Below are 26,257 nucleotides of genomic sequence, written 5' to 3' on the forward strand. Positions count from 1 at the left end.
GAGGTCTGCGGGAAGGGGAGGTCGTACGCCGGTGGCGGGGCTGCAACCCCGTCACCGGCTCAAGTGACCGCAGCTGTCTCAGAGTTGGGCGAGTTCCTCGGCGACCCTGTGGAGACTCGGGGGCGGGAACAGCGCACCCGCCATGGCGGCGACGTCGATGAGCGGTGTCGCGCCGATCATCTGCAGCAGCTCCGAGTCGGCGACACCGGGCAGGTGGGTGCGCAGCACCTCGACGGCGACCGGATCGGAGATCAGTGCCTTGAGTGGGGTGCGCAGCGAGAGGCGGCCCTGCGGATAGTCCTCGGCCCGCGGCAGTGGCTGCGCGGCACGCTCCGCCTGCTCACGCTGGGAGCGGACCAGCAAGTGCTGCTCGGTGACCGGTCCAAGGGCGGGCAGGCCGAGGCGTTCGTACTGGCTGGGCGGGGCGTCGTTGGCCCGCATCAGCTCCACCAGCAGGGTGGCCATGCGCAGTTCGGCTGCGTCGTCGATCAGCGGAGTGCTCTGGTCGGGGGCGGTTTCCAGGTCGAAGAGGAGCGTGCCGTGGTGGTAGGGGTTGACGAGGGTGCGGCCCGGCACACGCAGGGTGCGCACGTTCTTGGTGAATCCGAACGGCTCGGCCAGTTCCAGGTCCACAAGTTCGGCGGGTGAGAAGCGGCCCCGCATGTGGGTCGGCATCAGGGTGTGTTCGTACAAGGGCGCGTTGTCGGGTGAGGCGGGTGCCCGCATGTAGACGTAGCGGCCGTCCGTGATGTTGACGTGTCCGCCGTGGATGCCGAACAGGCCCGCCTCCCGCACCGGGGTGTCGTGGGCGACCGGGAGTGGCGCTCCCTGCATGTCGGTGGGACGGTCGACGCCGAAGAACTCCAGCAACGTCGGCGCCACGTCCACGGTCTGCACCAGCGCCGAACGCCGCTGGCCCGCGGCGCGGTTGCGCGGGTCCCAGGCGAACAGCGGCAGATGGACCAGTTCGTTGAACCATGGCTGGACGCTCTTGCCCCACCAGCCCTTCTCCCCCAGCAGCAGCCCGTGGTCGGTGTTGACGATCAGCAGGGTGTCGTCCCACAGCTCCAGCTCGTCCATGGTGTCCAGGACCCGGCCGAGCGAGTGGTCGCACATCGACAGGAGCGCCCCGTACTCGAAGCGGGCGTGCTCCACCTGGCCATCGGTCTCGACCACACGCTTGTAGTCGGGCCAGTCGAAGTGCGGGCCGTCGTAGTCGTGAGGGTAGAGGTCCTTGTAGGGCTGGTGGCTGAAGAACGGCTCGTGCGGGTCGAAGGTCTCGATCTGCACGAACCACCGGTCGGCGTCCTGGTTCGTCCGCACGAACTCCAGGCCCGCGTCGAAGGTGAGGGTCTGCGGGTGCCGGTCCTCCGTCGCCATGTGGGGCCGGTTCACCCAGTCCTGGCGGTAGGAGCCGAACCGCATCCGCTTCAGGTCGTCGGGTATCTCCGGGTCGGACACCTGGCCCTTCCAGGGGTCACCCTCCTGGCCGCGGAAGAACTCCCAGGTGTTGTAGCGGCTGTGGTAGGTGGCGCCGCCGTCCTCCCAGTAGTGCGGGTGGTCGCTGACGAGGTGGGTGTAGACGCCGTTCTGCTTGAGGAGTTCGGGCATCGAGTCGTCGAACGGCTCAAGGGGGCCCCAGCTGCGGTGCAGGAAGTTGTGCCGCCCGGTGTGGATCTCGCGGCGGGCCGGCATGCAGGGCATCGACCCGGCGTACGCATTGTCGAAGGTGACGGCCCGCTCCGCGAGGCGGGCGAAGTTCGGTGCGTGGGTCCAATCGCCTCCGTACGGCGGCAGCATGTGCCGGTTGAGGCTGTCGAACATCACCATGATCGCCCTCATCGGACGGGTTTCCCTTCTGTCAGGTTGCGCAGAGTCCGCTGCAGCCAGGCGACCCAGCGGTCCATGGCGGCCGCGCCGAGCGTGTGGAGGGCCTCGTGGACCTGCAGGTCGAGGTCCTGGTCGAGGCCGGGTGCCGGGTCCTCGTAGTGCAGGGTGCGGTCGCGGTCCCGGTTCTTGGCGATCTGCGCGCGGCGGTGATCGAGTTCGGTTCCGACGATCCGGATCGCGGCGTCCTTGTCGAGGGGCGCCGCGACGCTGAACCGCGCGAGGAAGTCGATCTCCTGGAAGCGGCTGGGCGGCTCGTAGGGCGAGCGCACCCATTGCAGGAGGACCTCGCGCCCGCGCGGCGTGAGCCGGTACACCTTGGCGTCCGGGCGACCTTCGCGCGCGTCGACGTCGTGGCGCACCCAGCCGTCGGCCTCCATCTGCCCGAGCTTGCGGTAGATCTGGCTGTGGTGGGCTCGCGTCCACAGGAACTGCCCCTCGACCTCGAGCCACTTGCGCAGGTCGTACCCGCTGTAGGGGCGACGGGCCAGCAGGCCGAGCAGGACGTACTCGAACTTCACGGACGTGGACTCCCTTGTGCGGAAGCTGTGTGCGACATTTATATGTGCACTTTCACCTAGGTGAGAATTCATATACTCACGTCATGGAGACGTCAATGGGATGTTGCGTACCGGAAACCCGGATCTGCTCCACCGGCCCGCTGCCCGCCCCGGCCGGCGTGCCGCCCACGCATCCCCAAGTTGGCCTGCCCGGCGGCGAGTTTCTAATGGGCGACTCCTTCGGCGAGGGCTATCCGGCGGACGGTGAACAGCCGGTGCACCCTGTGCGCGTCACCCCGTTCGCGATCGACGTCACGACCGTGACCGTGGCGATGTTCCGGGCCTTCGTCGACGACACCGCGTACGTGACCGTCGCCGAACGGGAGGGCCACTCCGCCGTGTTCCACCTGGCCGTCGCCGCCGAGCGGGCCGACATCATCGGGAACGACCCCGCCGCCCCCTGGTGGCTGGACGTACGGGGAGCCGACTGGCGCCACCCCCATGGACGGCTGTCCACCGCGGAGCCGGACCACCCGGCGGTGCACGTGGCATGGGACGACGCTCTGGCGTACTGCGCGTGGGCGGGCCGCCGACTGCCGACCGAGGCCGAGTGGGAGTACGCGGCCCGCGGCGGACTCGAGGGCCGCCGCTTCGCATGGGGAGACGAACTCATTCCCGAAGGACGGTGGTTGTGCAACATCTGGCAGGGAACGTTCCCGTACGCCAACACCGGAGCGGACGGCTGGCTGGCGACCGCGCCGGTCCGCACGTACCCACCCAACGGCCACGGCCTGTATGAAGTCGCCGGGAACGTCTGGGAGTGGTGCGCGGACTGGTTCGCCCCCGACTACTACGCCCGCTCCCCCACCGCCGACCCCAAGGGGCCGCGGAGCGGCGAGCGCCGTGTCATGCGCGGCGGCTCCTACCTGTGCCATCACACCTACTGCCACCGCTACCGCGTGGCCGCCCGCTCGGCCAACACGGCCGCCTCCAGCAGCGGAAACTGCGGCTTCCGGACGGTCGCCGCCTGAGGGGTGACGCCGGGGTCAGAAGGTCTCCTTGCTCCCCGTGCCCGTGGCCGACCTCACCGTCTCGACCAGTTCCTGTACGTCGTCGAAGCCCAGGGGGACGATCGGGAGCCCGGCGAGCTGGCTGAGGCGCATGTTGGCCACCATCCGGTGGCGGGGACTTCCCTCCTTGGGGTAGGCGTCGCCCATGGACTTCTGGATCCGGCGCAGCAGTGCCTCGACGGCCGGGCCGCCCACGGGGTGGGCGAGCCACACCTCGACGGTCGAGTCGGCGTCCGGCTGCTCGGCGTAGGTGTCGCCGGTGACCGGGACCGTCGCGCTCAGCCGGATGTCTCGGCTGGAGGCCCCGACGTCGATGCGGTGGTCGGCGTCCTCGACGAGCCAGGTGTCGGCTGCGGTGTCGAAATAGGCGAGGTCGGCGCGAGTGACACGGACGGTGACGTCCTGGGTCTCGCCAGGCGTGAGCCACACGGTGGCGAAACCCTTCAACTCCCTCACTGGGCGCCGGGCCCGCTCCCCCGGCGCGGCCACGTACACCTGGACGACCTCGTGACCGGCCCGCTTTCCGGCGTTGGTGACGGCCACGGTGACGTCGATCCCGGCGGCGTCCGAGGCGACCCGCAGGTCCGCGTAGGCGAAGGTGGTGTACGAGAGGCCGTGCCCGAAGGGGAAAGAGACCGCCATGTCGCGGGCATCGTAGTGGCGATAGCCGACGAACAAGCCCTCGCTGTACCTGACATGACCCTTCTCGCCCGGCCAGGCCAGGTACGCCGGGGTGTCGGCGAGGCGCTGCGGGATCGTCTCCGCGAGACGCCCCGACGGGTTCTCCCGGCCGAACAGCAGATCAGCGGTGGCCGAGCCGCCGGCCTGACCGAGCAGCCAGCCCTCCAGGACGGCCGGTACGGCATCGATCCACCCGGCCAGGCGGACCACACCACCGTTCGCGAGAACCACGACGGTGTTCGGGTTCACCGCGATCACTGAGGCGAGCAACCGGGTCTGCTCGACGGGGAGTTCGATGTGCTCACGGTCATAGCCCTCGGACTCCAGGCTCGGCGGAAGACCGAGGAAGAGCACGGCCACGTCCGCGCTCTCGGCCGTACGGACGGCCTCCTCGTGCAGCGCGACCGCGTCGGCGTCCGGAGCGTCGACGGGGAAGCCGGGAGCAAAGGAGATGTACGCCGCGGGCGCGGCCTCACGGAGCGAGGTCAGTGCGTCGTCGAGCCGGATCGGGGTCACGCGCGAGCTGCCCTCGCCCTGGTAGCGCGGCGTGCGCGCGAACTCGCCGATGACCGCGATGCGTTGGGGGGCGGCGGGGTCCAGGGGGAGGAGTGCGCCATCGTTCTTGAGCAGTACCGCCCCGCGCGTGGCGACCTCGCGGGCCAAGTCGTGGTGGGCGGCCGGGTCGAAGGCCGCGTCGGGGCGCACGTGCGCGGCCGTCTTGCGGGCGAGTGTCACGATCCGGGCGGCGCTGCGGTCCAGTGCTTCCGCGGAAAGTTCACCGGATTCCACGGCCGTGACGACCCGGGCGGGGCCGGCGCCGGAGGAGGACGGCATCTCCAGGTCGAGCCCGGCGGTGAGGGCCCGCGCCCGGTCGACGACGGCTCCCCAGTCTGAGACGACCACGCCATCGAATCCCCATTCATCGCGCAGGACGTCCGTCAAAAGCCACGGATTCTGTGACGCGTGCACTCCGTTGACCCGGTTGTACGCGCACATGACGGTCCAGGGCCGAGCTTCGGTCACCACGCGGCGGAAGGCCGGGAGATAGATCTCGCGCAGGGCCCGTACGTCGATGTCCGCGCTGACCGACATGCGGCCGGTCTCCTGGTTGTTCGCGGCGAAATGCTTGACCGAGGCCCCGACACCCTGCGCCTGCAGTCCCTTGACCCAGGCCGCACCCAACACCCCACTGAGCAGCGGATCTTCGGAGAAGTACTCGAAGTTGCGGCCGCACAGCGGGCTGCGCTTGATGTTGACGCCCGGTCCGAGCAGCACGTGCACACCGTGTGCGAGGCACTCGCGGGCCAGCGCGCCGCCGACCCGCCCCGCAAGGTCGGTGTCCCAGGTGCAGGCCAGGGTGACGGCCGGCGGAAAGCAGGTGGCCGGAGCGCTGCCGTTGATGCCCAGATGGTCGGCCTGGGTGTCGTTCTGCAGCCGCAGTCCGTGGGGGCCGTCCGAGAGGCGGAACGCCGGGATCCCGGCGTCGGGGAGTGCGGCGGTGTGCCACCAGCCCGCGCCGGTGGTCAGATCTGCCTTCTCGGCAAGGCTCAGCCCGGCCACCGTCTCGCCGGGCGTCTGCGCCGACAGATTCGGGTTGTTCATGCTTTCTCCTTGGAGCGTTGCGGGTTGATGCGCGGTGCGGACGTTGCGGTGGTCGGCGGCGGTCAGCGGACCCCCTTCACTCGCAGGACCGCCACAGCGCCGAGCAGGCCGAAGGCCATGGCGAGGGGGAAAAGCGTCCGGTACCCGCCGAGCCAAAGGACGACGGCTCCGGCGATGGCGGGAGCAAGGACCTGCGGCAGGGTGGCCGCGACGTTCACGACGCCGAGGTCGCGGGCGAAGGACCGCTCGGATGGCAGCACTTGAGAGATGAGGGCGGTGTCAACGCCCTGGAAGCAGCCGAAGCCGATGCCCACCAGGAAGGCCATCGCGGTCATTCCGGTCATGGTGGGGACGGCGAAGGGGATGAGCATGGCGCAGCCGACGACGGACGCCGAGGCCACCACGAACACCTTCCGCCGGCCGAGTCGGTCCGACAGGGGCCCACTGATGGCGGCGGCCGGGAGTAGCCCCGCCACGGCGCTCAGCGCGAGTGCGGGGACGTGGTCGATGGCCTCGTCGTGCAGGCCGATGTAGTCCTGGAGGATGTAGAGCTTGTAGCCGATGACCAGGAAGTACGACAGGTTGGGGCACAGCCTGCCGATGAACACCCAGAAGAAGTCGGGATGTTTGCGCGGGTTCGGCAACAGAACCCCCAGGAACTCGCGGGCCCGGAAGGGCTCTTGGGGTTCGTTCCAGCTCGGGCGGTCCGGGTTGAGGGTCACGAGGACGACCGCCAGGGTCGTCGCGAGCGTGGCGAGCACTACGTACGCAGTGGTGACCCGGTCCTCGAAGACGGCGGCAAAGACCTGGCCGAGCAGCGAGCCGCACATGGCGCCGAGGCCGAAGACGGTGGAGAACAGGCCCCGCTTCTGCGGCGGCACCCGATCGGGCATGACGGCCGAGAGCGGGCCCATCGCGAAGTTGTAGCCGATCTGCACCAGGCACCAGAGGGCCAGCGTCGCCGGTATGGAGCGGGTGAACGCCATGCCGATCAGGGCCAGGCCACCGGTCGCCGTGCCGGCCACGATCCAGGGCCCGCGCCTCCCGAAGCGGCTGCGGGTCCGATCCGAGACGGCTCCCGCGACGGGCTGGGCGCCCATCGCGACGAGCGCGCCCACCGTGGTGACGATCGCGAGCGTGCCGACCTTCGCTTCCTCACCGGCCGTGCGCTGGATCTGGAGGGCCAGGAGGGTGCCGGGGACGGCTCCCCATACGAGGGCGATGCCGAGGTTGGCGGGGCCGATGCAGGCCATGAGGCGCCGCAGCGCCCGGCCGTCGACCTGCGGGGCCGCTCCCGCCGGATCGGCAGGCAACGCGGAGGGAGCACGGAGCTCCCGGGGGGGTCTCGCCATCGGGACCTTCTCTCGGTGGGCCGCACCTGCGACTGGCGAGAAACAGTACGGCGTACTGTTTTCGTAGACAAGGGTTTGCGCAGGCGGAATAGGGTGGGCGCGTGAAAGCCAGAAGCTCCTACCCCAAGGGGGTCGCCAAGCGCGAGGAGATTCTCAAGGCCACCCTTGAGATCTTCGGCCGCGAGGGCGAGCGGAACACCACGCTGCGGATGGTCGCCAAGGAGAGCGACATCAGCCTGACCGGATTGATGCACTACTTCGAGTCCAAGGACCACCTGCTGACCGAAGTCCTGCGCGCCAGCGACCGGGCGGCCGAGGCCCGCTTCCACGGCCCGGACGCCGTGCGTGATCCGGGCGAGTTCCTTGCTCGGGCCCTGACGGCGAACGCCGCCAACTCCGCCCGCGTACGCCTCTACGTCACTCTCGCCGCGGCCTCGACCGACCCCGCACACCCGGCCCACACGTACTTCAGGGAACGCTTCGCCCTGCTGCGGGCCACGATCGCCGAGCACGTCGCGGCCGAGCAGCGGGCCGGCCGGGCGAGTGCCGGGCTCGATCCGCACTTCACCGCCTCGGCCCTCGTCGCGGCGTCCGACGGCATCCAACTCCAGTGGCTGAGCGACCCCGGCATAGACATGGCCGATCAGGTCCGCCGCGTCTGGCGGATGCTCGTGGCGGCGCCCAGCCCGTCGGACCCCGCCGCATCACGCACTACGTAGCACCTCAGCCATGGCCCGCCACGCCGTGCCCCGTCACCGCGCGGGCGTAGGCGCGCAGGGCGGTGATCACTTCGGCGCGGGAGCGGCGGCCTGCGAGGACTTCCATCTGGTAGCCGTCCTCCATGGCCACGAAGCTGGCGGCGAGCAGGCGCGGCGGGTCCTGCAGCATGAAATGCCCCTGAGCCTGCCCCAGGACCAGGATTCCTGAGTAGACGGCGATCTGACGTTCCGTCAGCGCACTGTCGAGGGCCGCGGCCTTGGCGTCGCGCAGGCAGCGCGGCCAGTACTCGAAGAGCAGCCGGGTCAGTACGTCGTCGGGTCCGCTGGCGACGCCCTTGTCGATGCAGGCTCCGAGTTGGTCGCGGGCGTCGGCGAAGTGACTCGCGGCCTCTTCGCGTTCCCGGCTGTAGCGCTCGATGGCCTGCTGATAGGCCGCGTGGACCAGAGCGTCCAGGTCGCCGTAGTAGAGCACCGCGGCGGGGGTGACCCCCGCCTCTTCCGCGACATCACGCAGCCGCAGCCCCTCAAGGCCACGCGCCACCAGAGCGCGCTCCACCGCCTTGCCCAGCTCGGCCCGACGGGCCTCCTTGCTGCTGCCCTTGCTAGCGGCCACGCCGATCCCCTCACAGTTCCGTTACATCAAGATTTAACGATAGCCCGAGAACTATTGACCAGCCAGCTCCTCAGGTCTTAAATCTGCGTTTAACAAACCTGCGTCCCACGGAGGCACCATGCCCAACCCAATCGACGCCGGGGCCAGAACGGGACCTGCGCCCGGCTCGGGCAAGGGGCTGCGCGGGGGCTCGGTGGGCCTGCTCGCGTCGGTCACTCTCGGGCTGTCCTGCGTCGCCCCGGCCTACAGCATCGCCATCACCCTCGGCTTCGTGACCCTGACCGTCGGGAACCTCGCGCCGGCCGCACTCCTGCTCGGCTTCGTCCCGATCCTGCTCACCGCGTTCGCCTTCCGCGAGCTGAACCGCGAGATGCCGGACTGCGGCACCACCTTCGTCTGGACCACGCGAGCGTTCGGGCCACTGACCGGCTGGCTCACCGGCGGCTGGGTGGTTCAAGTCGCCACCCTGATCGCGATGACGGCCCTCTCCCAGGTCGGCGCCACCTACCTGCTGCAACTGCTCGGCCTGCACTCCCTCGCCGGCAGCAGCCTGGCCGTGACGATCACCGCGGTGGCTCTGCTCGCGGCGGTCACCTCGATCGCCTACCGGGGCCTGCATCTCGCGGCGTCCGTCCAATACGTACTGCTCGGCCTGCAGTTGACCGCCCTGCTCGGATTCGGGGCCGCCGCCTTCGCCCGCCACGGCGCCACCGCCCCGTCCCTGACCTGGCTCAACCCCTTCGCCTTCGACGGCTTCGGCCCCTTCGCCGAGGCGGTGATGCTGTGCCTGTTCATCTACTGGGGCTGGGACGCGCTGATCACCGCGAACGAGGAGACCCGCGACGGGGAACGCGTCTCAGGCCAGGCCGCCGTCATCTCCACCCTCGTACTCCTTGGGACCTATCTGTTCACCGCCTTCGCAGCGATCAGCTTCGCCGGCACCGGCACCGGCGGCACCGGGCTCGCCAACCCCGACAACGCCGCCGACATCCTGTCCACCCTCGCCCCACCGGTCCTCGGCACGGCACCGGCCAAGGTGATGCAGCTGGCCGTCTGCGTCTCCGCGGTCTCCGCCCTGCTCACCAGCCTCGTCGGCTCCTCCCGCGGCACTCTGTCCATGGCCGCCCACGGCGCCCTGCCGTCCGCCTTCACCCGCATCCATCCCCGGCACCGCACCCCCGGCTTCGGAACCGTCTTCATCGGCTCGACGGCCGCCTGCCTGCTCGTCCTGCTCACACTCGTCTCCGCCGACTTCCTCGGCGACGCCATCTTGTGCATCGGACTGCTGATCGCCTGCTACTACGGCACCACCGCGCTCGCCTGCGTCTGGTACTTCCGCAGGCGGCTGCGCAACTCGCTCCGCGACCTGTTCCTGCGCGGGATCCTGCCCCTGCTCGGTGGGCTGATGATGCTGGCCGCCTTCGCCCGCAGCGCCCACGACATGTACGACCCTGCCTACGGCAGCACCTCCTTCCACGGCATCGGCGGCGTCTTCCTCCTCGGCGCCGGCTCCATCGCCGCCGGAGCCCTGGCCCTGGCCGTCGCCCGCACCCGCTTCCACTGCTTCTTCCGCGACGGCCGCACCACGGTCGCCGAACTCACCATCACCGAGGACTGACCTACTCATGCGCACGCTCGCCATCGCCGCCCTGCAGACCACCCCCGTACCCCACGACCTCGAGGCAAGCTGGCAACGCTTCGCCGACCAGCTCCGCACCACCCGCGACCTGTTCCCCCACGTCCAACTCGTCATCGCTCCGGAGCTTCTGCTCGCCGCGGAAGGCGTCCTGCTCCAGCCGGCCGCCGACGACTGGATGGAGCAAGCCGCCGTCGCGATCCCGGGCCCGCTCACCGACCGGATCTGCGCCCTGGCCACGGAGACCGGCCTGTGGCTGGTGCCGGGAAGCGTGTACGAGCGCGCCGAGGACGGGCACATCTACAACACCGCCCTGGCCGTCTCACCGAAGGGTGAGATCGCCGCCCGCTACCGCAAGGTCTTCCCCTGGCAGCCGTACGAGAAGTCCACCCCCGGTCACGAGTTCACCGTCTTCGACATCCCCGGTGCCGGCCGCGTGGGCCTGGCCATCTGCTACGACGGATCGTTTCCCGAAACGGTGCGCCAACTCGCCTGGCTGGGCGCGGAGATCGTCCTCCAGCCCACCCTCACCCCCACCCGCGACCGGGAGATGGAACTGGTCTGCGCGCGGGCCAACGCCTGGACCAACCAGGTCTACGTCGTCAACGTCAACGCCGGCGACCCGGCCGGGGTCGGACAGAGCGTCATCGTCGACCCAGAGGGCACTGTGCGCCAGCAGGCCGGCCCCGGCGAGGAAATCCTCGTCGACGTCCTCGACCTCGACACCGTCACCCGGGTACGCAGCTACGGCTCCGCGGGCATCAACCGCCCATGGACCCAACTCGCCCGCTACGGCGAGTCGGTGAAACTCCCGATGTACGGCGGCAGCGGAATCCACACACCGGACTGGCTCAAGGGCGAGGCCCCGTAACAGGGGACCGCCCCGTAGGAGCCGGTCCCTTCCACTCCGGCCCTCCTCACCACACCCAACCCCCTTGCCCACTTCAGCAGATCCCGGTCCCCGGCCCCGATGGGCGGGAACTCGGCCGATCAGCCCCGCGCCAGCGGCCCCTCAGGCCGACAGGGGTCAACATCTGTCACGTCCGTGTCACCAACAGCGCCGACGCACCTGGACCACGAAAGCCAAACCCGCGTGAACAGCATTGAATTGGACCCTGTGGACACCAGAAGACGGTTCTGCCTACCTGCGCCATGTGGTACCGCGAGGCCCACTCGCTAGCACCACTGAGCCCTTTCCAACCTCCCATGACGGCCGGGGCAGTTGGGCTGACAGACAGATGAAGCCCCTGGTAGATGGGTTTTCGACCAAGAGAACCGTCTCCACCAGAGGCTTCGCATGCTTGTCTACCCGTCCGGCGTCGACGTGTCCAGCGCTGCCCTGCGCTTCCTCGCCGCCCGGCTGAGGGAACACCGCCGCGCTCTCGGAACACGATGGCGCCGCCTGAACGCGGGCCGACAGGCCCTGCTCACCCTCGCCCACCTGCGCAACGGGCAGCCCTACGCCCAGCTCGCGGCCGGATTCGGGATCGGCACCGCCACTGCCTACCGATACATCACCGAGGCCGTCAACCTCTTGGCCGCCCTCGCTCCCACCCTCACCGAAGCCGCACGAGCGGCGTCGACGAAGGCGTACGTGATCCTGGACGGGACACTCCTGCCGATCGACCGAATCGCCGCCGATCGCCCGTTCTACTCGGGCAAACACAAGAAGCACGGCATGAACGTGCAGGTCATAGCTGATCCGCAGGGGCGTCTGATATGGGCTCCACCAGCCTTGGCGGGCGCCGTTCACGACGTCCGTGCCGCGCGCGAGCACAGCATCATCGAGGCACTCGCCGAGGCCGGCATCGCTTGCTGGGCAGACAAGGGCTACCGGGGTGCAGGCGGCACGGTCCGTCTCCCTTACCGCGGCCGATGGGACAGCCTCTCCACCGGCCAGCAGGCCGTCAACAGGTCCCACGCAAAGATCCGTGCATTGGTCGAGCAGGCCATTGCCACCCTCAAGTCCTGGCGACTCCTGCGCAAGCTCCGCTGCTCGACGACCCGGATCACGAGCCTCGTCCAAGCCGTCCTGGCCCTCCAACTCGCCGCCTCGGGCTGAGATCAACCCGCAGCATTGACCAGGTCCGTCAATTCGGCCTCGGTCATGCCCGCCCGCAGACGAACGTCGAACGTGTAACCCTCGTCGCAGAACACCAGGTCAAGGTCCGGGAGTGTCAGCCCGCGGAAGACGATCGCCAACCAGATCGCGTCTTCCTCCGAGACGTCCATGTACAGGCAGGTATCGTCCTCGTGCAGATACGCCTCACCTGGGCCGTTCTCCGTCTCAAACTGCCATACGAGGCTGCGCACTTCACTGCGGTGAATAGAGTCGATCTCAGCCTCAGACCCTCGGGCACGGATCGCTTCTGTCAGCGCTTCTCGATCGATGCGCCATCCGCCCACATCACCCTCGACCACCGCCAAGAACGTCATAGCCAGGGTCTACCAGACGTCCGTGACACAGCGTCGATCGGCTGCCGCACGAAGTTGGAATGGGCTCACTATCGGCCTTCTCGTGATGGTGGCTGAGGTCGCCCGAAAATCGCCCGGCCGGTGGGCAGCATGGCCAACAGCGCTGCGCCGTGGACGAAGTACGGCCGCAGCTTGAAGAGTTGCTGTTCTCCTCGGTGGAGGACGTGTTGGTGGAGTCGATCACGGTTACCGACGCGGTGGTCCGGGTCGAGGCCCGGACCACGGTCCGGCAGGTGGCCTGCCCGGGGTGCGGGTGCCGGTCGGGGCACGTACACGGTTCCTATCTGCGGTTTCCTCATGATCTGCCATCGGTCGGCAGGCTCGTTGTGGTGGCGTTGAGAGTGCGGCGGTTCGTCTGCGGAGAGGAGTCCTGTCCACGCAGGACCTTCGTCGAGCAGGTCTCGGGGTTCACGCGCCGGTTCGGCCGTCAAACGGAACGGCTGCGATCGACGCTCGTCTCGGTCGGACTCGCGCTCACGGGCCGGGCCGGAGCCCGAATGGCGGACGTCTTCGGCACTCCGGTCAGTCGCAACACCCTGCTGAGACTGGTCGCTTCGCTCCCGGAGCCGCCCGCCGTCGTGCCCCGCGTGGTCGGCGTGGACGAGTACGCCCAGCGCAAGGGCCGCATTTACGGAACCGTGCTCATCGACGTCGAGACACGCCGCCCCATCGACCTCCTGCCGGACCGGGAGGCGGACACGCTCGCGGCCTGGCTCGCCGAGCGCCCCGGCATCGAGATCATCTGCCGCGACCGGGCCCCGTTCTTCGCCGACGGCGCCACCCGCGGCGCCCCGCAGGCCCTCCAGGTCGCCGACCGGTGGCACCTCTGGCACAACCTGGGTGAAGCCGCCGAGAAGTGCGTCTACCGGCACCGCGGCTGCCTGCGCCCGATGCCTGCGGCGCCGGACGCACCGCGGGAGACGGAGGAGCCGACGGTGTCGTCGCCCTGGCCGACGGGCCACCGGTTCGCCGAACGAACCCGCGCCAAACACGCGACCGTTCACGCACTCCTGGCCGCGGGCCACAGCAAGGGATCCGTCGCCCGACAGCTCGGCATGGGCCTCAACACCATCCTGCGCTTCTCCCGCGCCACCACCCCGGAGGAGCTGTTCACCGGCCAGTGGCGGAACCGTGTGACCAGGCTCGATGGATTCAAGCCCTACCTCGACCAACGGTGGCAGGACGGCTGCACCAACGCCTGGAAGCTCTGGGAAGAGATCCGCGAACAGGGCTACCCGGACGGTTACAGCAGCGTCCGCGACTACGCCAAGAAGACTCTACGGGGCAAGCCTCAGCCCATCGGGCCCCGGCCACCGTCAGCCCGCGCCGTGTCCCGCTGGATCCTCACCCACCCCGACGCCCTGGCCGAACACGACCAACTTCAGCTCAAGACGGTCCTGGCCAACTGCCCCGAAATGACCGCGCTGGCCGAGCACGTACGCTCCTTCGTCCGCATGGTCACCGAGCTGGAGGGAGACCGACTGCCGGAGTGGATCGAGTCCGCCCGAGACACCACCGACCTGCCCACCTCAGCCGGTTCGCTCAGCACCTCGAACGCGACCTCGACGCAGTCATCGCCGGTCTCACACTGTCCTGGAACTCCGGCGTCGTCGAAGGCCATGTCAACCGGATCAAGATGCTCAAGCGTCAGATGTTCGGCCGCGCCGGATTCGCCTTGCTCCGCAAGCGAGTTCTCCTCGCTCCGTGACCGATGTCAGTGGCTACTGGAATGCTGCCTTCCCCAGCGATACCGATATCAGGAGCAGCGCATGGGAACGTGGGGAACCGGTCCGTTCGACAGCGACCTGGCCGAAGACTTCGTCGATGGACTTGAGGGGCTGTCTTCCCAACAGATCATCAATGTGCTCGCGCAAGCGTTTCTACGCGTCACGAACGCCAAAGCCCGTGTGGACGGCGGAGATGGCATCCAAGCCGTCGCTGCTGCGGCCCTCGTCGCCAGCGCCCTCCCTGACGCCCGGATTCATATCGACCCTGATGACGGCCCCAAAGAACCCCTGCCGGAGCTTCCGGTGTCGTTCCGGGCGGCAGCCCTGCTCGCGCTCCAACGGGTACTTCAAGATGGATCAGAGATGGCAACAGGTTGGGTGGACAGCGACGACGCCGACCAGTGGCGCCACGAAGTCCAACAAGTGATTGACGCCCTGGAACCACCCACCAATCACTCCAAGTGACCGCCTCACAGGAAGTGGGCCAGAGCCTTAGTTGCGAAAGCAGTTGTCGATGAGTTTGAGCAGCACTTACCGATCTTCGGCGCATTCGTTGTTCAGCAGTTTTGACGGCAGCCGAGAGTAGGTGAGTCGGCCCGCCCTGCAGTCCGGCTCCGTGTGGTCGCTAGGTTCGGATCATGACGATCACGTGTGAGTGGCGAGGCGACGTCGACAACTCAGCTCTCAACAAGCTGCATGCCGAAGGGTTCGATCATCCGGTCGGGCAGACGGACTGGCGTGCAAGGCTTCAACGTCACAGCCTCGGCTGGGTCTGCGCCTGGGAGGATGATCGTTTGGTCGGCTTCGTTAACGTCGCCTGGGACGGCGGCGTCCATGCGTTCGTCCTGGACACGGTCGTAGCTCAGCGCAATCGTTCGAACGGGGTGGGAGCCGCGCTGGTCAAGGCGGCTGCTGAGGGATGCCGTGCTGCAGGGTGTGAGTGGCTGCATGTCGACTTCGAAGAGCACTTGCGATCGTTCTACTTCGATGCCTGCGGCTTTAGAGAGACGGCGGCAGGGCTGATCGCCTTGTGACCTTGGGCCTCCCGGCCCTGGGGATGTGTCCGGAGACCGGGAGGGAAGATCTTCAGCTGGCGATGTGCTCTTCGGCCCGGGCCCGGGTGCTGGCGAGGCGGTAGCGCCAACCGGTGATGCGGCGGTCGGACAAGCGGAGCTGGGCCTGGTCCGTGAGCGTGAAACGCGCGGGCACGGTCAGCATCGCCATCACCGCGACGACCTACTACCGCGACAGCAACAGCGTGCTGGCCGAGACGAAGCCCAGGATCGTCAAGGTCACCGTGCCGGAACCCGCCCCCGGCCCAGGAGCGCGCGCGGCCAGCGTGTGGCACTGGCTGGTCAATACCGTGAGCAGCGCGGCGGTGTTGGCAGCGGCCGTCCCTGTCTTAGCCGCCGCTGCCGCTGCCGTCATCGCACTCCGGCGCGGGGCCCCCCGGGCACAGGGGCGTGCCCCCCAGAACCCGCCGGCGGAACCCGGCGGGACAGGTTCGCACCACAGCAGCCCGCCGGAGGCGACAGGAGCAACAACCTCCTCGCAACTAGCGTTCCGAATCAGAATCCGCCCGTCAGGCCACCCGCCCGCCGTCGGGGTCCGGCTCCACGGCAGCAAGTGAGACCTCGAAGCCGGTGCCGGCGGCGTCACGGAACCAGACCGCCTCGTCGCCGGGCGCGGCCGGGGCGACGAAGGTGATGTGCGGGCTGGAGCGCAGCGCGTCGGCGATGCGGACAACATTGTGGTCGCCATCGAGCAAGGAGCTCTTGCCGCGGTCGAAGGACGGGTGAGCCTAAGCACGGAAGTTGTCACCAGGGGAGCCAGAAGAACCGGTGTACAGGACCGTCGAAGCGGCCTGGTTGTCACCAGCGAAGCACGCGGCTTGTCACACATGCTCACTCGGCACCCCTTCTGTCACCAGGAGCGAAGATCGACAGACTCTGGCGCCCCGAGGCGGTTCCATGCGGCGACACTTCACCACAACCGCGTCCTGCTCCTGCGCGTCCTACCACTGAGCGCCGACAGGAGTCGGCTACCCGGGGGATCAGGACGCGAGTCATGCAGAAGTACGCGATCGTCCAGCACATCACACGGTTCTTTTGGCCTTGGCATGGTGCGAGGAGACAGCCGCCCACGTCCGTCCGGCGACTGGTGGGGCTCTGGCTGTTCGCGCTTGCCTTCGGGGCCGGGTTCACCGCGCTCGGCTGGGATGATTTCGACGGCAGCTTCCTCATGGCGCTGCTGCTCCTCTTCTATATCGTCGACGACATCAGCGACGGGGTACCACACTGCTGGCCAGCCGCACTGGTTGCGGTAGCAGTCTTGTGGGGTGCCACCCGGCTCACCAGCGCCGTCCTGCCCGGCTCCCTCGACGATGCCTGGGCGCAGAGTTTCGCCGCCGCTGTCGGTGTCACGCTCGGGCTGGCAGTGAGCGCCGCGATCACACGGCTTCCGGAGCGCCGACCCCGCAGGCTCGTCGAGGGGCACGACGCCGAGTCCGGCGCGCAGGGCTCTCTATGAAGAAGACGCCCGCCGGCCTCAGTGACAACAACCCCGCCTTTGTGACAACTATCGTGCTTCAGCTCGACGGGAATTCTGTGGTCACGATTTTTTCGCTCGGAATTCAGAATTAGATATCCAGGTAGTCGATGTCGTTGATTTCCACGTCCGATAGTTCCGCAGCCCGGGCGCCGCCGTCCTGGAAATAGACTTCCTTGAATCCCTCAGCGATGATTCCGCGCATCTGCTGGTCGCTGGCTCCGGCGTCGCGGGCGTCGAAGAGGCGCTGCGCGTAGGCCGCGGGCAGGTGCACGGTCAGGCGGCGGAAGCATCCGTCGTCGGTCGTGCCGACGGGCGCGGTGCATCGATCTTCGCGGCGACGTCGGCACGGGCGTGCTTGCGGGCCCCGCGCCGGTAGCGGTTCACCGAGTCCGCGGTCACTCCGAGCTCAGCCGCGACCGCGCGGGCGCTGCCCAGCTGCTGCAACAGATAGCGGATTTGGCCCTCGAGGGTCTTGGGCGGGTCCTTGGTGAACGCTTCCCGGTCGGCGCGCTCGATGGCGTCCTCGATCTCCCCCACGGGCTACTCCCCTTCGTCCAGACCGGGCCCACGGGTCGGAGGGCGTCCGACCACCGCGCGGTCTGTGCGCCTCCGCGGGCGACGCACTGTGTGACCCGGTAATGCCAGGTTCCCTGCAGAGACCGTCGAGACGCCCGGAATACCCCGCACCGCAAGGGGGTTCAGAGGGTGCCCGCTACAGAGCGGCGTCATCCCCGGGTGCCGGCCGACTGTCTCCAGGGGCGATCGAAGGAAGGGTAGGAGATGAAGTCCGTCATCCGGACCGCTGCCGGCGGCCCCGAGGTCCTCAAGCTCGTCGAGCGTCCGGTGCCGGAGCCCGGCCCCGGCGAGGTACGGATCCGCGTACATGTCTCTGGCGTCAACCCCACCGACTGGCGTAGCCGCAGACGAGCGCTGCCGCAGGGCATGGACGAGCAGGTGCCCCACCAGGACGGGGCCGGGGTGATCGATGCCGTTGGTTCACAGGTCGACCCGGAGCGGCTCGGACAGCGGGTGTGGATCTGGGAGGCCGCGTGGGAGCGGCCCTGGGGGACGGCACAGCAGTACACACTCGTCCCGGGCCGGCATGCCGTGGCCCTGCCCGACCACGCTCCGTTCGAACTCGGCGCCGCCCTGGGCGTCCCGGCCCTGACCGCCCACCGCGCGCTGACCGTTCATGATGGCGGACCGGGGCGTATCGCGCCCGGCACCCTGCGGGGCTCCACCGTGCTAGTGGCGGGCGGCGCCGGCGCTGTCGGCAACGCTGCCATCCAACTCGCCCACTGGGCCGGAGCACGCGTCATCACCACAGTCAGCAGCCTAGTCAAGGCCGCACTGGCGCGCGCGGCCGGCGCCCACCAGGTGGTCGACTACCGCACGCAGGACGCGGCCGCAGAGATCCTGGACTTCGCCCCCGAGGGCGTCGACATCGTCGTGGAGGTCGCACCGGGCGCCAACTCTGAGCTCGACATCGCCGTGGCCGCCCGGGGCGCTGTGGTGGCCTACTACTCGGGTGGCGAGGGCGAGCGGCTGTCCGTCCCGGTGCTCTCCTCGCTGTCGGCGAACCTGCGCTGGCAGAGCGTCTTCGTCTACACCGTGCCACCCGCGGCGAAGCAGCAGGCACTCACCGACGTCGCGGCCGCCGTAGGTGCGCGGGCGCTGCGAGTGGGCGAGGAAGCCGGGCTGCCGCTGCACCACTTCGAGCTGGAGCGCGTCGCCGACGCCCACGCCGCGCTTGAGCAGGGTGTCGTGGGGAAGGTCCTGCTCGACATCCCGTGACCGTGGCACCGCCTGCTCGGCGGGGTGTACCTGTGTCCCGTCGCAACGGAGTTGGCAGATTTCACTCGATCTCAGTTGATGGCACGACCACGAGGCAGTTTCACGCGACGGTTAGCCTTGCTCGATCCGAGATCACCGCACCGCAGGCGAGCGCTGCTGCGGCGACTCTCTGGGCTCGCGGGGGAGTCAAGTCACGTTCCGCACCCGGCGCGAGGCACCCTGCTCCCGCGACCAGGGACTCGTCGCCGGTTCCGGCCTGTCCTCCACCGTGACGAAGCTTGCGTCCGCGGACACGACCGACCGAGCCACTGAGCCGCCTCCTACTCGCCTCCCCGGGAAGGAACCCGCCTCGGGCACCGTCCGCTGCCTGCAATTCGACGGTCTCCACCGCACAAAGGACGGTCTGAAGGCAGACACTCCCTTCCGGTACGCACGAACAGATGACGGCACGGACCTCCCCGCAATCCACCACTCGCAAGCGCACTGGCTGGCCCTGTCCCATTGGACGTAACCGCGGTCTGGTCCTCAGGGATCAGCCTGATCAACGATGCCACCGGTGGAGACAGCGCAAAGGGCACCAGGGGTTGATCGAGTCGTGGCCAAGGGCGAAGCCGGGGCGTGCGGAGCGGTGGCTGGCGGGTGGCCTCTGACTGGGTCGTGCTCGGGCCAGGGGACTCACTGGTGCGGGCGTCGACGCCGGTAGTGGCCGAGGACGTAGTGGGCGGGGATGAGCGTGAGCCAGAACCACATGGCTGCTTCCGTGCTGACGAAGGCCAAGGGAATGGAGAGGCCAAAGATCAGAACGCTGGAACCGAGTTGCGCTGTGAAGCGGCGGCGTGCCATGGCGGCGGATGACGCGGGCGAGGGGTGTACTTGGTGTTGCGTGAGCAGCAGCAGGGTTGCGTGCACCGCGTGGATCGCGGCCATGGCACCCGCGTAGAGGGCGACGGCCTCGGGCTGAGAGGCGTACGCGGCCAGGAGTCCAGTGGGGAAGGGCAGCAGCGCGACCAGGCCGAGACCGAGGAGGATCAGGCGGGTGACCACGGCCGTCTCGATGGGTAGTGCGGTGAGGATGCGGCGGTGGTCACGCCAGAATCCGGCGATGAGGGTGAAGCTGAGTGCGAAGGCGCCGAGGCTGGGCAGCGCATCGCTCAGGGCCTTGTGGAATGCGGCGTCGTCCATATGTGCGGGGACCACCACATTGATGACGAGCAGTGTCATCGCGATGGCATATATGCCATCGGACAGAGTGACCAGGCGTGACGCGCCCGGGGCGTTCTCGTGTGTGTGCGTCTCTGGCACGGGGTCCGTCATGTCGACGACAGTAGGGCGTTGTGCCCAGGCTGCGATGCATCGGCCAGGGATTGGGCGGCTTCGCCTGTGGGTGGCCGACTATTGCTGAATGTCGCACGTGGTGGCCGAGCTGGAACGAACCGATTCCGCACTCGCTACCCGCCTTCGAATCATGGCCGCAGAGCTCCCGGCCGAGGTGAGTGAGTGACTGGTCCCTCGAAACGGGACCACCGGCAACCTCCGGCGCCAATTATCGCGACCACGTGTCACGTGCCTGGCAGAGTCACAATCCGCCAACTGGCGTGCTCAGGCCCGCCAGTCCAACCGCTGACCCGCCAAGCAGAGCGTTCGATCACACAACGATGAAGATCACGATCCACAGCTGGAGTGCAAGGTGCTGTTCGCGGTACGGGTCATGAGGTTGAGGTGAGGTGCCTCAACCTCATGACCCGTACCGCGGCCCGCACACGAGCGGCGACCGACGCCCCAGCGCTGTGTTGGGTTCCTCACCAAGCAGGTCGAGAACGGTCGTACAGGTGAGGATGACAGCGGCCTGGAGGACTTGGCCCGCGGCCGCCGTGCGGTGCCCACGTACCGAAGCCTCGCCCCGAGCCGACTGAGTATGGCCGTCCCGGCGTGGAGATCGGCTACTGCTTCTTCAGGCGCCAGAGCCGGTTCGCCTGGTTGTTCCCGCAGGCGTACAAACCGACCTGTGTCCCGTCGGCGTGGCCGTCGTCCCGCACGTCCAGGCAGTGGTGGTCCTCGATGTTCGAGAACGCGATGTACAGCACATCGCTCGATGAGGTGGAAGTGAATTGCTCCGCCTGGCTCCCATTGCACAGTTGCACCGACGCGGGACCGAAATCGCTGCCCGGGTTGGAGTCCCCCCAGACGCGGTAGATCAGTCCACTGCTCGGATCGACCGTCTGGATCTCGAACTGATTGGGATTCTCGACCGAGTCACCGACGCTACGGAAGTGCTGGTTGGTGCCGTTGTGGTCGTGGTAGACGATCAAGGGGGCACCGCTGTGGACGCTTCCGCTGACGTCCAAGTCTTTGCCGCTGCTTTTGCTGACGATGGTGTAGATGGTCGAGCTCCCGCTCGGGGACTGCGGCTCGGCCGTCGCCGAGGCGGTGGAACCGGCGAATGCACACGTCGCGGCCACTGCCACCAAGAGCGAGCTCCCGCGCCGCCGTCCCACACCAGTCCCGGAACGGTGCGGCGGACCCTGTCGGGCCCGCCGCACAGCCCGACCCCCGTCCGGCTCCGGCGTCCTGCGGGGTTCGTAGTCCAGGGCACAGGCGATTGCGGCCTCGTTCAGCCGCCTCCTCAGCAGGAATTCTCCGACCTTGGCCGTCGAGCCGTTCATCGCTATGGGCTGCTCCTCTTGCCTTTGGCCGCACCGATCTTTCGGGCCGCGAAGGCGACTCGAGCTGATGCGATGTCAGAAGTGACGTTACGCCCGAAGGCGCAACACGCGACCGCGCCTCCGCCCGATCATGTGCTCGGCGACAAGGGATACAGCTCGGAAGCGATCCGGGACTGGCTCCGGCGAACGTGCCGACCAGATCGCCGCCAACCGCCTGCGGCGCGGCCGCTGAGGCGGCCACCCGCCGGCCTTCGACCCGCAGCTCTACAAGCACCGCAACGTCGTCGAATGCGGGATCAGCCGTCTCAAGCAGCACCGGGCCGTGGCCACCCGGTTCGACAAACTTGCGGTTCGGTTCGAGGCCGACGGTTCAGGTCGCGGCGATTTATCTGTGGCTGTGAACCCTCAGTCTGCCGTCGTGCGGATGCCCCAGCAGGAAAGGACGGGCCTGCGGTCATTACTGAGGAACAGCGCGTTTCCTGGCATTGACACGGGGCGGCGTGTATGGGGCTGCACCTTCCGTAGCGGCATGTGGCCCGGTGGACTTACGTCCCGGTCCCTTGAGGAAAGGTCCTTGCTCATGCATTCGCCGTTCATGCCACCTCGCCAGGTCAAGATCGGTGACGCGGCGGCCTTCGCCGGCACCACGCCGCGGGCGATTCGCCATTACCACGAGATCGGCCTGCTCCCCGAGCCCGAGCGGGGCGGCGATGACCGCCGCCGCTACGGATAGGAGGACATGATCCGCCTGCTGTGGATTCGCAAGATGGCCGACGCCGGGATCGCCCTGGACGACATCCGTGACGCCTTTACCACCGGCACGGATTCCGCCGGTGCGGACAGCGGAGACGGTATCGCGGGCATCCTGGAGCGGCTGGAGGAAACCCTCGCCGAAAAGGAGGCGGAATTGCGGCGGCAGCGGACCGCCGTGCAGCGGATGCGCACCGAGGGCAGCCGGATGGGCCTGCTCCCCGACTTCGTCACCGACCGCCTCAAGAGCCTGCCTGAAGGCTCCCTGCGTCAGGCGGACCTGGACAGTCTGCTGGTCACTGAGCGGATCTTCGGCCCGCTCGGCGCGGCCATCCAGGCCACCCGCAGGCCCTGGCGCCCGAGGGGATCACCGCCACAACCGACCTGTTCGGAAGGGAGGCGGCCGAGACTGCCCTCAAGCTCGGCGTGGCACCCGAGCGGATCTCCGTCGTAGCCGACGGCCCCGCCCCGCCGCCCGGTGTCAGCAAGGCGGGCGCCCTCGACGCGGGTCCGGGCGCCCTGGAACAGATCGCCGACGCGATCCATGCCGGCGAGATCACGGTTCCGATCGCGGCGACCTTCCCGGTCGAGCAGATCCGCGAAGCCGTGACGACGCAGGCCGAGAGGCACGTCCACGGCAAAATCGTGATCGCCCTGTGAACCGGCACAAGGTGGGCTCGGCGACCAGGATCCACTTTCGCGACAAGCCCTAAGTAGGGTCGGGGACTGGCGCGGTGGCTTCCGCTCCGTTCCCAGCCCCCGACCCTACTCAGTCAGGGGTGGAGGGCATCGCGCAGGGTGCGTACCTGGTCGGTGAGGTTGTGTTCGCTGATGCGGGCCTGGGGGAAGAGGAGGTCGAAGCCGTGGACGGCGCCGGGGACCTGGACGAGTTCGGTGGTGACGCCGGCGGCTGACAGGCGTGCGGCGTAGTCGCGGCCCTCGTCGCGCAGCGGGTCGATCTCGGCCACGGCGATATAGGTGGGCGGCAGGCCGCTGAGATCGGTGGAGCGGATCGGGAAGGCGTACGGGTCGGCGTGGCCGTCCTTCGCGTAGTGCTGCACGGCCAGTTCCAGCGCGCCCCGGTTGAAGACCGGGGTATCGGTGAACTCCCGTGCCGAGGCGCTGGTGAGACTGCCGTCGAGGCTGGGGTAGGTCAGGGACTGGAAGAGCAGGTGCGGGCCCGCCTGGTCGCGGGCGCGGAGCACGGTGGAGGCGGCGATGTTCCCGCCGGCGCTGCCGCCGGCCACCGCGATGCGTGTTGGGTCTCCGCCGAGTTCGGCCGGGTTGTCGGCGATCCAGGTCAGGGCGGCGTAGGCGTCGTCGGCTGCGGCCGGGTAGGGGTGTTCGGGGGCGAGGCGGTAGTCGACGGAGGCGACGACGGCGTGGGCGTCGCGGGCGTAGCGCAGGGAGCGTCCCTCTTCGGCCTCGGGGGATCCGTAGGTGAAGGCGCCGCCGTGTATGTAGAGGACCATCGGCAGGTCTTCGGTGGTGTCGGGGCGGTAGACGCGTAGTCGCAGTTGTCCTGCGGGGCCGGGGATGTACAGGTCTCGCACCTTGACCTGGTCGTCGACGGGGGTGTCGGGGTGTGCGCGCAGCAGTGCGTAGCGCTGGGGGTCGGCGAGGACGGCGTCCAGGCCATGAACGGGGAAGACGCCGGTGTCGGCGGTGTCGAGCAGGGTCTGGATCTCGGGATCGACAGCGGGGGCAGTCATGGCTGGATGGGTACCTTCCGGGTGTTCGACCGGGTGCTGCCCGGCCTGTTGTGCGTCTGTTGTGCGGAGCTGACATCAGTCTCTGCCGATCACGAGCGGCACAGAAGTGGCCCAAGAGCCACTATGTGCAACTATTGGGCCATGACTGTTGCGGCACCGCATCATGTGGCCGTCCTGGCCCTCGCACCGGTGGTGGCCTTCGACCTGAGCATCCCGGCCCAGATGCTTGCCTCGGTCGAAACCCGCGCGGGCACCGCGGCCTACGAGGTACGCACCCTCACCCCGGACGGATCCCCAGTACCGACGGTGAACGGGTATGGCGTCACGCCGCAGGGCGACCTGTCCCTGCTGGAGCACGCCGACACGGTGATCGTCGCCGGCACCCGCTGCCCGGAGGTACTGGACGCCGGCGCGGTGGATGCCTCCGTCGCCGAAGCGCTGCGCCGTGCGGCCCGGCGCCGTGCCCGGGTGGTGTCCCTGTGCACCGGCTCGTTCGTACTCGCGGCAGCCGGCCTGCTGGAAAGCCGCCGGGCCGCGACCCACTGGCGCTACGCGCAGCAGTTCAAGCGGCTCTTTCCGGCAGTCGACCTCGACACCGACCCGCTCTACATCGCCGATCGCGGCATCCTGACGTCAGCCGGCGGCGCGGCCGCCATCGACCTGTGCCTGCACCTGGTCCGGGAGGACCACGGCAGTTCCGTGGCGAACCGGGTGGCGCGGTACAACGTCGTCGCGCCCATGAGAGACGGAGGGCAGGCACAGTACATCGAGCACCCGGTCAGGGAGGACGCGGACACCTCGACGGCCGGGGCGCGGACGCTGATGACGGAGCACCTGGACCGGCGGATGTCCCTCCAAGAGCTCGCGGCCCACTGCCACATGAGCGTACGGACCTTCACCAGGCGCTTCCGACAGGAGACCGGACTCTCCCCGGCCGAATGGCTCGCCTCGGCCCGTTTGGCACACGTACGCCATCTGCTGGAGTCGACCGAACTGCCCGTTGACGACATCGCCGCCAGGGCCGGCCTGGGCAGCGGCACCAACCTGCGTAAACACATGCGCACCGCCCTGGACATCACCCCGTCCGCCTACCGGAGGGCATTCCGCTCGGCCACCACTGCCTTCGCACCGCCCCTCTCCGAGGACCAACGGGTCCGGTCCGCAGGCACGTGACGCCGTTCGGCGCGGGGTGCCCCGGGAACACGACCGCTTGCACGGGGAGTGGGCGGCACCGAGAGGCCGCGGAGCGCGGGCGTACGGCGGCGGTCAGGTCGCCCTGCCGGATCGCGACCGACTGCCACGGCTTCGCCCTCAAGAGTGATCGCCCCCCGCACACTGCCACCTCGTGCACTCTTTCCTCCAAGCCAGCGACACGTTGAACTGTTTCGCCATGGATCGTGTAGTTGATCGTTGTACAGACTCACCGTCAGACTGTTCTCGCCGTCGAGGGTGGCGGCTCACTGATCTTCCTCATCGTCGGCATCGTCGTGGTAGCAGGGCTGCTCGCCATGTTCATCAGCGGCCGGCGCCGCGCTGACCGCCGCACCGAACCAACCGCCGCAGACGCTCAAGGTGCCCCCAGACACCGCACCGGTGTAAACGCACCTCGCCGCTGGCGAACGCTCGGAGCTGAATGCGCGCTGGGCGACCGAACCAACGTGGAAACGTCATGCGCAGTCCGCTTCCCGTTGCGCCCACCGCGACATACGGAATTCCTCCACGCACCATGCCGCCGGCACTGCCGCTCGATGCAGCAGTGCCCGAAATCCTCGCCCCCTCCCTCGCACCCCTCGCCGAGGAGGAGTCACGCAAGGACGGCGACCTGCCACACACGACGGTCAGGCACCCGACGCATGGGAGCGGCTGCAACGTCTGACCGAAGGGAAGCAACTGCTCGGTGGCACACGGGGCAAGAGCCATACTCGCCTGAAGCAGGATCGGCGAACAGCTCGCCGGCTACTGGAAGGCACCCGCCGCACCCAGCTCAACAAGCGCGAGCGCAGGGTTCTGCGGGAGACACAGGCCCTGCTCGAGAATGCGGTCGCCGGAGCGCAAAAGGCGGAGCAGCAACGCCAGAAGACGTCCGGCGAAGACAGAAGGCTGAATTGCCCTGTTGCGCCATCGAAGCCGGACCAGCAAAGACACACGGCCCGGCCGCCAAAGGCCAAACAGACAACGGACCCGACCTCAGCCCAGGATGTGCGCCAGCGGCTGATCGCAGTCGCACAAGCAGCTGGCACCACCCACTGGCTCCTGCTGGCCGATGGCAAGAGCCAGATCCCACAACCGCCCGACAGGGCAAGGAACCGGTCCGGATAGTCACGGTGGTCGATGACGTCGAGCTCCTTGGCCAACTCGCGACGCGTGCGGCCAGGAATCCCCACATAGTCGAGCCCGCTCCACACGACATCCTGCAGATCCCTCAGCTCGATGAACGAAAGCCACTGCCCTGCGAGGGCCTTGGTCAACGTCACGTGACATGGCACACCTATAACAGGGGCGCTGGATACAGACCCGACCCGGATG

The 26,257-nt window shown here is 68.5% G+C and carries 23 protein-coding genes and 4 pseudogenes; 14 read left to right on the forward strand and 13 right to left on the reverse strand.

All coding sequences use genetic code 11. The features are described from left to right. Positions 1–78: 78 nt before the first annotated feature. Both ACZ6B8_RS18200 and ACZ6B8_RS18205 read right to left on the reverse strand, forming a co-directional pair. Positions 79–1,842, reverse strand: a complete 1,764-nt coding sequence (locus ACZ6B8_RS18200) for a sulfatase (protein ID WP_471082967.1) — start codon at positions 1,840–1,842, stop codon at positions 79–81. Next, positions 1,839–2,408, reverse strand: coding sequence for a PadR family transcriptional regulator (locus ACZ6B8_RS18205; RefSeq protein ID WP_471082964.1), 570 nt, complete (start codon positions 2,406–2,408; stop codon positions 1,839–1,841). Before ACZ6B8_RS18205 ends, ACZ6B8_RS18200 begins: the two co-directional genes overlap by 4 nt. Positions 2,409–2,491: 83 nt before the next feature. Here ACZ6B8_RS18205 and ACZ6B8_RS18210 point away from each other — a divergent pair, with 83 nt between their 5' ends. After that, positions 2,492–3,418 carry a formylglycine-generating enzyme family protein gene (locus tag ACZ6B8_RS18210; RefSeq protein ID WP_471082961.1) on the forward strand — a complete coding sequence of 309 codons (927 nt, stop codon included), beginning with the start codon at positions 2,492–2,494 and terminating at the stop codon, positions 3,416–3,418. A gap of 15 nt (positions 3,419–3,433) precedes the next feature. Here ACZ6B8_RS18210 and ACZ6B8_RS18215 read toward each other — a convergent pair whose 3' ends face one another. Continuing rightward, complete coding sequence (locus ACZ6B8_RS18215; protein WP_471607829.1) at positions 3,434–5,740, reverse strand: glycoside hydrolase family 3 C-terminal domain-containing protein; 2,307 nt, start codon at positions 5,738–5,740, stop codon at positions 3,434–3,436. Positions 5,741–5,802: 62 nt separating this feature from the next. Further along, positions 5,803–7,092, reverse strand: a complete 1,290-nt coding sequence (locus tag ACZ6B8_RS18220; protein ID WP_471607830.1) for an MFS transporter — start codon at positions 7,090–7,092, stop codon at positions 5,803–5,805. 101 nt (positions 7,093–7,193) lie between these two features. On the opposite strand from ACZ6B8_RS18220, the gene ACZ6B8_RS18225 reads away from it, so the two are divergent. Continuing rightward, the gene (locus ACZ6B8_RS18225) at positions 7,194–7,811 is read left to right on the forward strand and encodes a TetR/AcrR family transcriptional regulator (RefSeq protein ID WP_471082952.1); all 618 of its coding nucleotides are present in this window, start codon (positions 7,194–7,196) and stop codon (positions 7,809–7,811) included. Between the two features lie 4 nt (positions 7,812–7,815). Here ACZ6B8_RS18225 and ACZ6B8_RS18230 read toward each other — a convergent pair whose 3' ends face one another. Further along, complete coding sequence (locus ACZ6B8_RS18230) at positions 7,816–8,424, reverse strand: TetR/AcrR family transcriptional regulator (RefSeq protein ID WP_471082949.1); 609 nt, start codon at positions 8,422–8,424, stop codon at positions 7,816–7,818. 118 nt (positions 8,425–8,542) lie between these two features. On the opposite strand from ACZ6B8_RS18230, the gene ACZ6B8_RS18235 reads away from it, so the two are divergent. The 3 genes from ACZ6B8_RS18235 to ACZ6B8_RS18245 all read left to right on the forward strand — a co-directional run bounded on the left by ACZ6B8_RS18235 (position 8,543) and on the right by ACZ6B8_RS18245 (position 12,122). Further along, positions 8,543–10,042: an APC family permease gene (locus ACZ6B8_RS18235; RefSeq protein WP_471607831.1), complete on the forward strand. Its 1,500-nt coding sequence runs from the start codon at positions 8,543–8,545 to the stop codon at positions 10,040–10,042. A 7-nt stretch (positions 10,043–10,049) separates the two neighbouring features. Then, the gene (locus ACZ6B8_RS18240) at positions 10,050–10,931 is read left to right on the forward strand and encodes a carbon-nitrogen hydrolase family protein (protein WP_471607832.1); all 882 of its coding nucleotides are present in this window, start codon (positions 10,050–10,052) and stop codon (positions 10,929–10,931) included. Positions 10,932–11,357: 426 nt separating this feature from the next. Beyond that, on the forward strand, positions 11,358–12,122 hold the full coding sequence (locus tag ACZ6B8_RS18245) for an IS5 family transposase (protein WP_471607833.1): 765 nt from the start codon (positions 11,358–11,360) through the stop codon (positions 12,120–12,122). A 2-nt stretch (positions 12,123–12,124) separates the two neighbouring features. Here ACZ6B8_RS18245 and ACZ6B8_RS18250 read toward each other — a convergent pair whose 3' ends face one another. Beyond that, on the reverse strand, positions 12,125–12,496 hold the full coding sequence (locus ACZ6B8_RS18250) for a hypothetical protein (RefSeq protein ID WP_471607834.1): 372 nt from the start codon (positions 12,494–12,496) through the stop codon (positions 12,125–12,127). Positions 12,497–12,645: 149 nt separating this feature from the next. Between ACZ6B8_RS18250 and ACZ6B8_RS18255 the strand changes: the two are divergent. The 3 genes and pseudogenes from ACZ6B8_RS18255 to ACZ6B8_RS18265 all read left to right on the forward strand — a co-directional run bounded on the left by ACZ6B8_RS18255 (position 12,646) and on the right by ACZ6B8_RS18265 (position 15,296). Then, positions 12,646–14,243: pseudogene (locus ACZ6B8_RS18255) on the forward strand (ISL3 family transposase). 61 nt (positions 14,244–14,304) lie between these two features. Next, positions 14,305–14,727 (forward strand): DUF4259 domain-containing protein, encoded by a 423-nt coding sequence (locus tag ACZ6B8_RS18260; RefSeq protein ID WP_471607835.1) that lies wholly within the window; start codon positions 14,305–14,307, stop codon positions 14,725–14,727. A 173-nt stretch (positions 14,728–14,900) separates the two neighbouring features. Next, complete coding sequence (locus ACZ6B8_RS18265; protein WP_471082937.1) at positions 14,901–15,296, forward strand: GNAT family N-acetyltransferase; 396 nt, start codon at positions 14,901–14,903, stop codon at positions 15,294–15,296. Between the two features lie 52 nt (positions 15,297–15,348). Here the strand turns inward: ACZ6B8_RS18265 and ACZ6B8_RS18270 are convergent, their stop codons facing one another. The 3 genes from ACZ6B8_RS18270 to ACZ6B8_RS18280 form a co-directional block, all read right to left on the reverse strand. Continuing rightward, positions 15,349–15,486 carry a hypothetical protein gene (locus ACZ6B8_RS18270; protein ID WP_471082935.1) on the reverse strand — a complete coding sequence of 46 codons (138 nt, stop codon included), beginning with the start codon at positions 15,484–15,486 and terminating at the stop codon, positions 15,349–15,351. A 15-nt stretch (positions 15,487–15,501) separates the two neighbouring features. Next, positions 15,502–15,690, reverse strand: coding sequence for a hypothetical protein (locus ACZ6B8_RS18275; RefSeq protein ID WP_471082932.1), 189 nt, complete (start codon positions 15,688–15,690; stop codon positions 15,502–15,504). 154 nt (positions 15,691–15,844) lie between these two features. After that, on the reverse strand, positions 15,845–16,030 hold the full coding sequence (locus tag ACZ6B8_RS18280) for a hypothetical protein (RefSeq protein ID WP_471082929.1): 186 nt from the start codon (positions 16,028–16,030) through the stop codon (positions 15,845–15,847). Between the two features lie 299 nt (positions 16,031–16,329). Here ACZ6B8_RS18280 and ACZ6B8_RS18285 point away from each other — a divergent pair, with 299 nt between their 5' ends. Continuing rightward, complete coding sequence (locus ACZ6B8_RS18285; RefSeq protein WP_471082926.1) at positions 16,330–16,791, forward strand: hypothetical protein; 462 nt, start codon at positions 16,330–16,332, stop codon at positions 16,789–16,791. A 109-nt stretch (positions 16,792–16,900) separates the two neighbouring features. Here ACZ6B8_RS18285 and tpg read toward each other — a convergent pair. Next, a pseudogene (gene tpg / locus ACZ6B8_RS18290) lies at positions 16,901–17,349 on the reverse strand (telomere-protecting terminal protein Tpg). Between the two features lie 243 nt (positions 17,350–17,592). On the opposite strand from tpg, the gene ACZ6B8_RS18295 reads away from it, so the two are divergent. Then, on the forward strand, positions 17,593–18,606 hold the full coding sequence (locus ACZ6B8_RS18295; RefSeq protein ID WP_471607836.1) for an NADPH:quinone reductase: 1,014 nt from the start codon (positions 17,593–17,595) through the stop codon (positions 18,604–18,606). Positions 18,607–19,281: 675 nt separating this feature from the next. Here ACZ6B8_RS18295 and ACZ6B8_RS18300 read toward each other — a convergent pair. Further along, a complete protein-coding gene (locus ACZ6B8_RS18300; protein WP_471607837.1) occupies positions 19,282–19,920 on the reverse strand; it encodes a TMEM175 family protein in 639 nt (212 codons plus the stop codon). Between the two features lie 626 nt (positions 19,921–20,546). Then, on the reverse strand, positions 20,547–21,071 hold the full coding sequence (locus ACZ6B8_RS18305) for an RICIN domain-containing protein (RefSeq protein WP_471607838.1): 525 nt from the start codon (positions 21,069–21,071) through the stop codon (positions 20,547–20,549). A 321-nt stretch (positions 21,072–21,392) separates the two neighbouring features. Here ACZ6B8_RS18305 and ACZ6B8_RS18310 point away from each other — a divergent pair. The 3 genes and pseudogenes from ACZ6B8_RS18310 to ACZ6B8_RS18320 all read left to right on the forward strand — a co-directional run. Next, positions 21,393–21,758, forward strand: a pseudogene (locus ACZ6B8_RS18310) (transposase); the annotation flags it as partial. Between the two features lie 91 nt (positions 21,759–21,849). Further along, positions 21,850–22,365 (forward strand): annotated as a pseudogene (locus tag ACZ6B8_RS18315) (MerR family transcriptional regulator); the annotation flags it as partial. Positions 22,366–22,445: 80 nt separating this feature from the next. Next, positions 22,446–22,679 carry a zinc-binding dehydrogenase gene (locus ACZ6B8_RS18320; protein ID WP_471607839.1) on the forward strand — a complete coding sequence of 78 codons (234 nt, stop codon included), beginning with the start codon at positions 22,446–22,448 and terminating at the stop codon, positions 22,677–22,679. Positions 22,680–22,792: 113 nt separating this feature from the next. Here the strand turns inward: ACZ6B8_RS18320 and ACZ6B8_RS18325 are convergent, their stop codons facing one another. After that, positions 22,793–23,731: an alpha/beta hydrolase gene (locus ACZ6B8_RS18325; protein ID WP_471082911.1), complete on the reverse strand. Its 939-nt coding sequence runs from the start codon at positions 23,729–23,731 to the stop codon at positions 22,793–22,795. Between the two features lie 141 nt (positions 23,732–23,872). On the opposite strand from ACZ6B8_RS18325, the gene ACZ6B8_RS18330 reads away from it, so the two are divergent. Beyond that, the gene (locus ACZ6B8_RS18330) at positions 23,873–24,904 is read left to right on the forward strand and encodes a GlxA family transcriptional regulator (RefSeq protein WP_471082908.1); all 1,032 of its coding nucleotides are present in this window, start codon (positions 23,873–23,875) and stop codon (positions 24,902–24,904) included. Positions 24,905–26,257: the final 1,353 nt, after the last annotated feature.

The organism is Streptomyces sp. NPDC041122, from assembly GCF_055592445.1.

Coding starts and splice junctions, on each gene's coding strand:
- ACZ6B8_RS18200 (WP_471082967.1), bottom strand. CDS start 1,842: ATGAGGGCGATCATGGTGATGTTCGACAGCCTCAACCGGCACATGCTG.
- ACZ6B8_RS18210 (WP_471082961.1), top strand. CDS start 2,492: ATGGAGACGTCAATGGGATGTTGCGTACCGGAAACCCGGATCTGCTCC.
- ACZ6B8_RS18215 (WP_471607829.1), bottom strand. CDS start 5,740: ATGAACAACCCGAATCTGTCGGCGCAGACGCCCGGCGAGACGGTGGCC.
- ACZ6B8_RS18220 (WP_471607830.1), bottom strand. CDS start 7,092: ATGGCGAGACCCCCCCGGGAGCTCCGTGCTCCCTCCGCGTTGCCTGCC.
- ACZ6B8_RS18235 (WP_471607831.1), top strand. CDS start 8,543: ATGCCCAACCCAATCGACGCCGGGGCCAGAACGGGACCTGCGCCCGGC.
- ACZ6B8_RS18240 (WP_471607832.1), top strand. CDS start 10,050: ATGCGCACGCTCGCCATCGCCGCCCTGCAGACCACCCCCGTACCCCAC.
- ACZ6B8_RS18245 (WP_471607833.1), top strand. CDS start 11,358: ATGCTTGTCTACCCGTCCGGCGTCGACGTGTCCAGCGCTGCCCTGCGC.
- ACZ6B8_RS18250 (WP_471607834.1), bottom strand. CDS start 12,496: ATGACGTTCTTGGCGGTGGTCGAGGGTGATGTGGGCGGATGGCGCATC.
- ACZ6B8_RS18260 (WP_471607835.1), top strand. CDS start 14,305: ATGGGAACGTGGGGAACCGGTCCGTTCGACAGCGACCTGGCCGAAGAC.
- ACZ6B8_RS18265 (WP_471082937.1), top strand. CDS start 14,901: ATGACGATCACGTGTGAGTGGCGAGGCGACGTCGACAACTCAGCTCTC.
- ACZ6B8_RS18270 (WP_471082935.1), bottom strand. CDS start 15,486: ATGGCGATGCTGACCGTGCCCGCGCGTTTCACGCTCACGGACCAGGCC.
- ACZ6B8_RS18275 (WP_471082932.1), bottom strand. CDS start 15,690: ATGACGGCAGCGGCAGCGGCGGCTAAGACAGGGACGGCCGCTGCCAAC.
- ACZ6B8_RS18285 (WP_471082926.1), top strand. CDS start 16,330: ATGCAGAAGTACGCGATCGTCCAGCACATCACACGGTTCTTTTGGCCT.
- ACZ6B8_RS18295 (WP_471607836.1), top strand. CDS start 17,593: ATGAAGTCCGTCATCCGGACCGCTGCCGGCGGCCCCGAGGTCCTCAAG.
- ACZ6B8_RS18300 (WP_471607837.1), bottom strand. CDS start 19,920: ATGACGGACCCCGTGCCAGAGACGCACACACACGAGAACGCCCCGGGC.
- ACZ6B8_RS18325 (WP_471082911.1), bottom strand. CDS start 23,731: ATGACTGCCCCCGCTGTCGATCCCGAGATCCAGACCCTGCTCGACACC.
- ACZ6B8_RS18330 (WP_471082908.1), top strand. CDS start 23,873: ATGACTGTTGCGGCACCGCATCATGTGGCCGTCCTGGCCCTCGCACCG.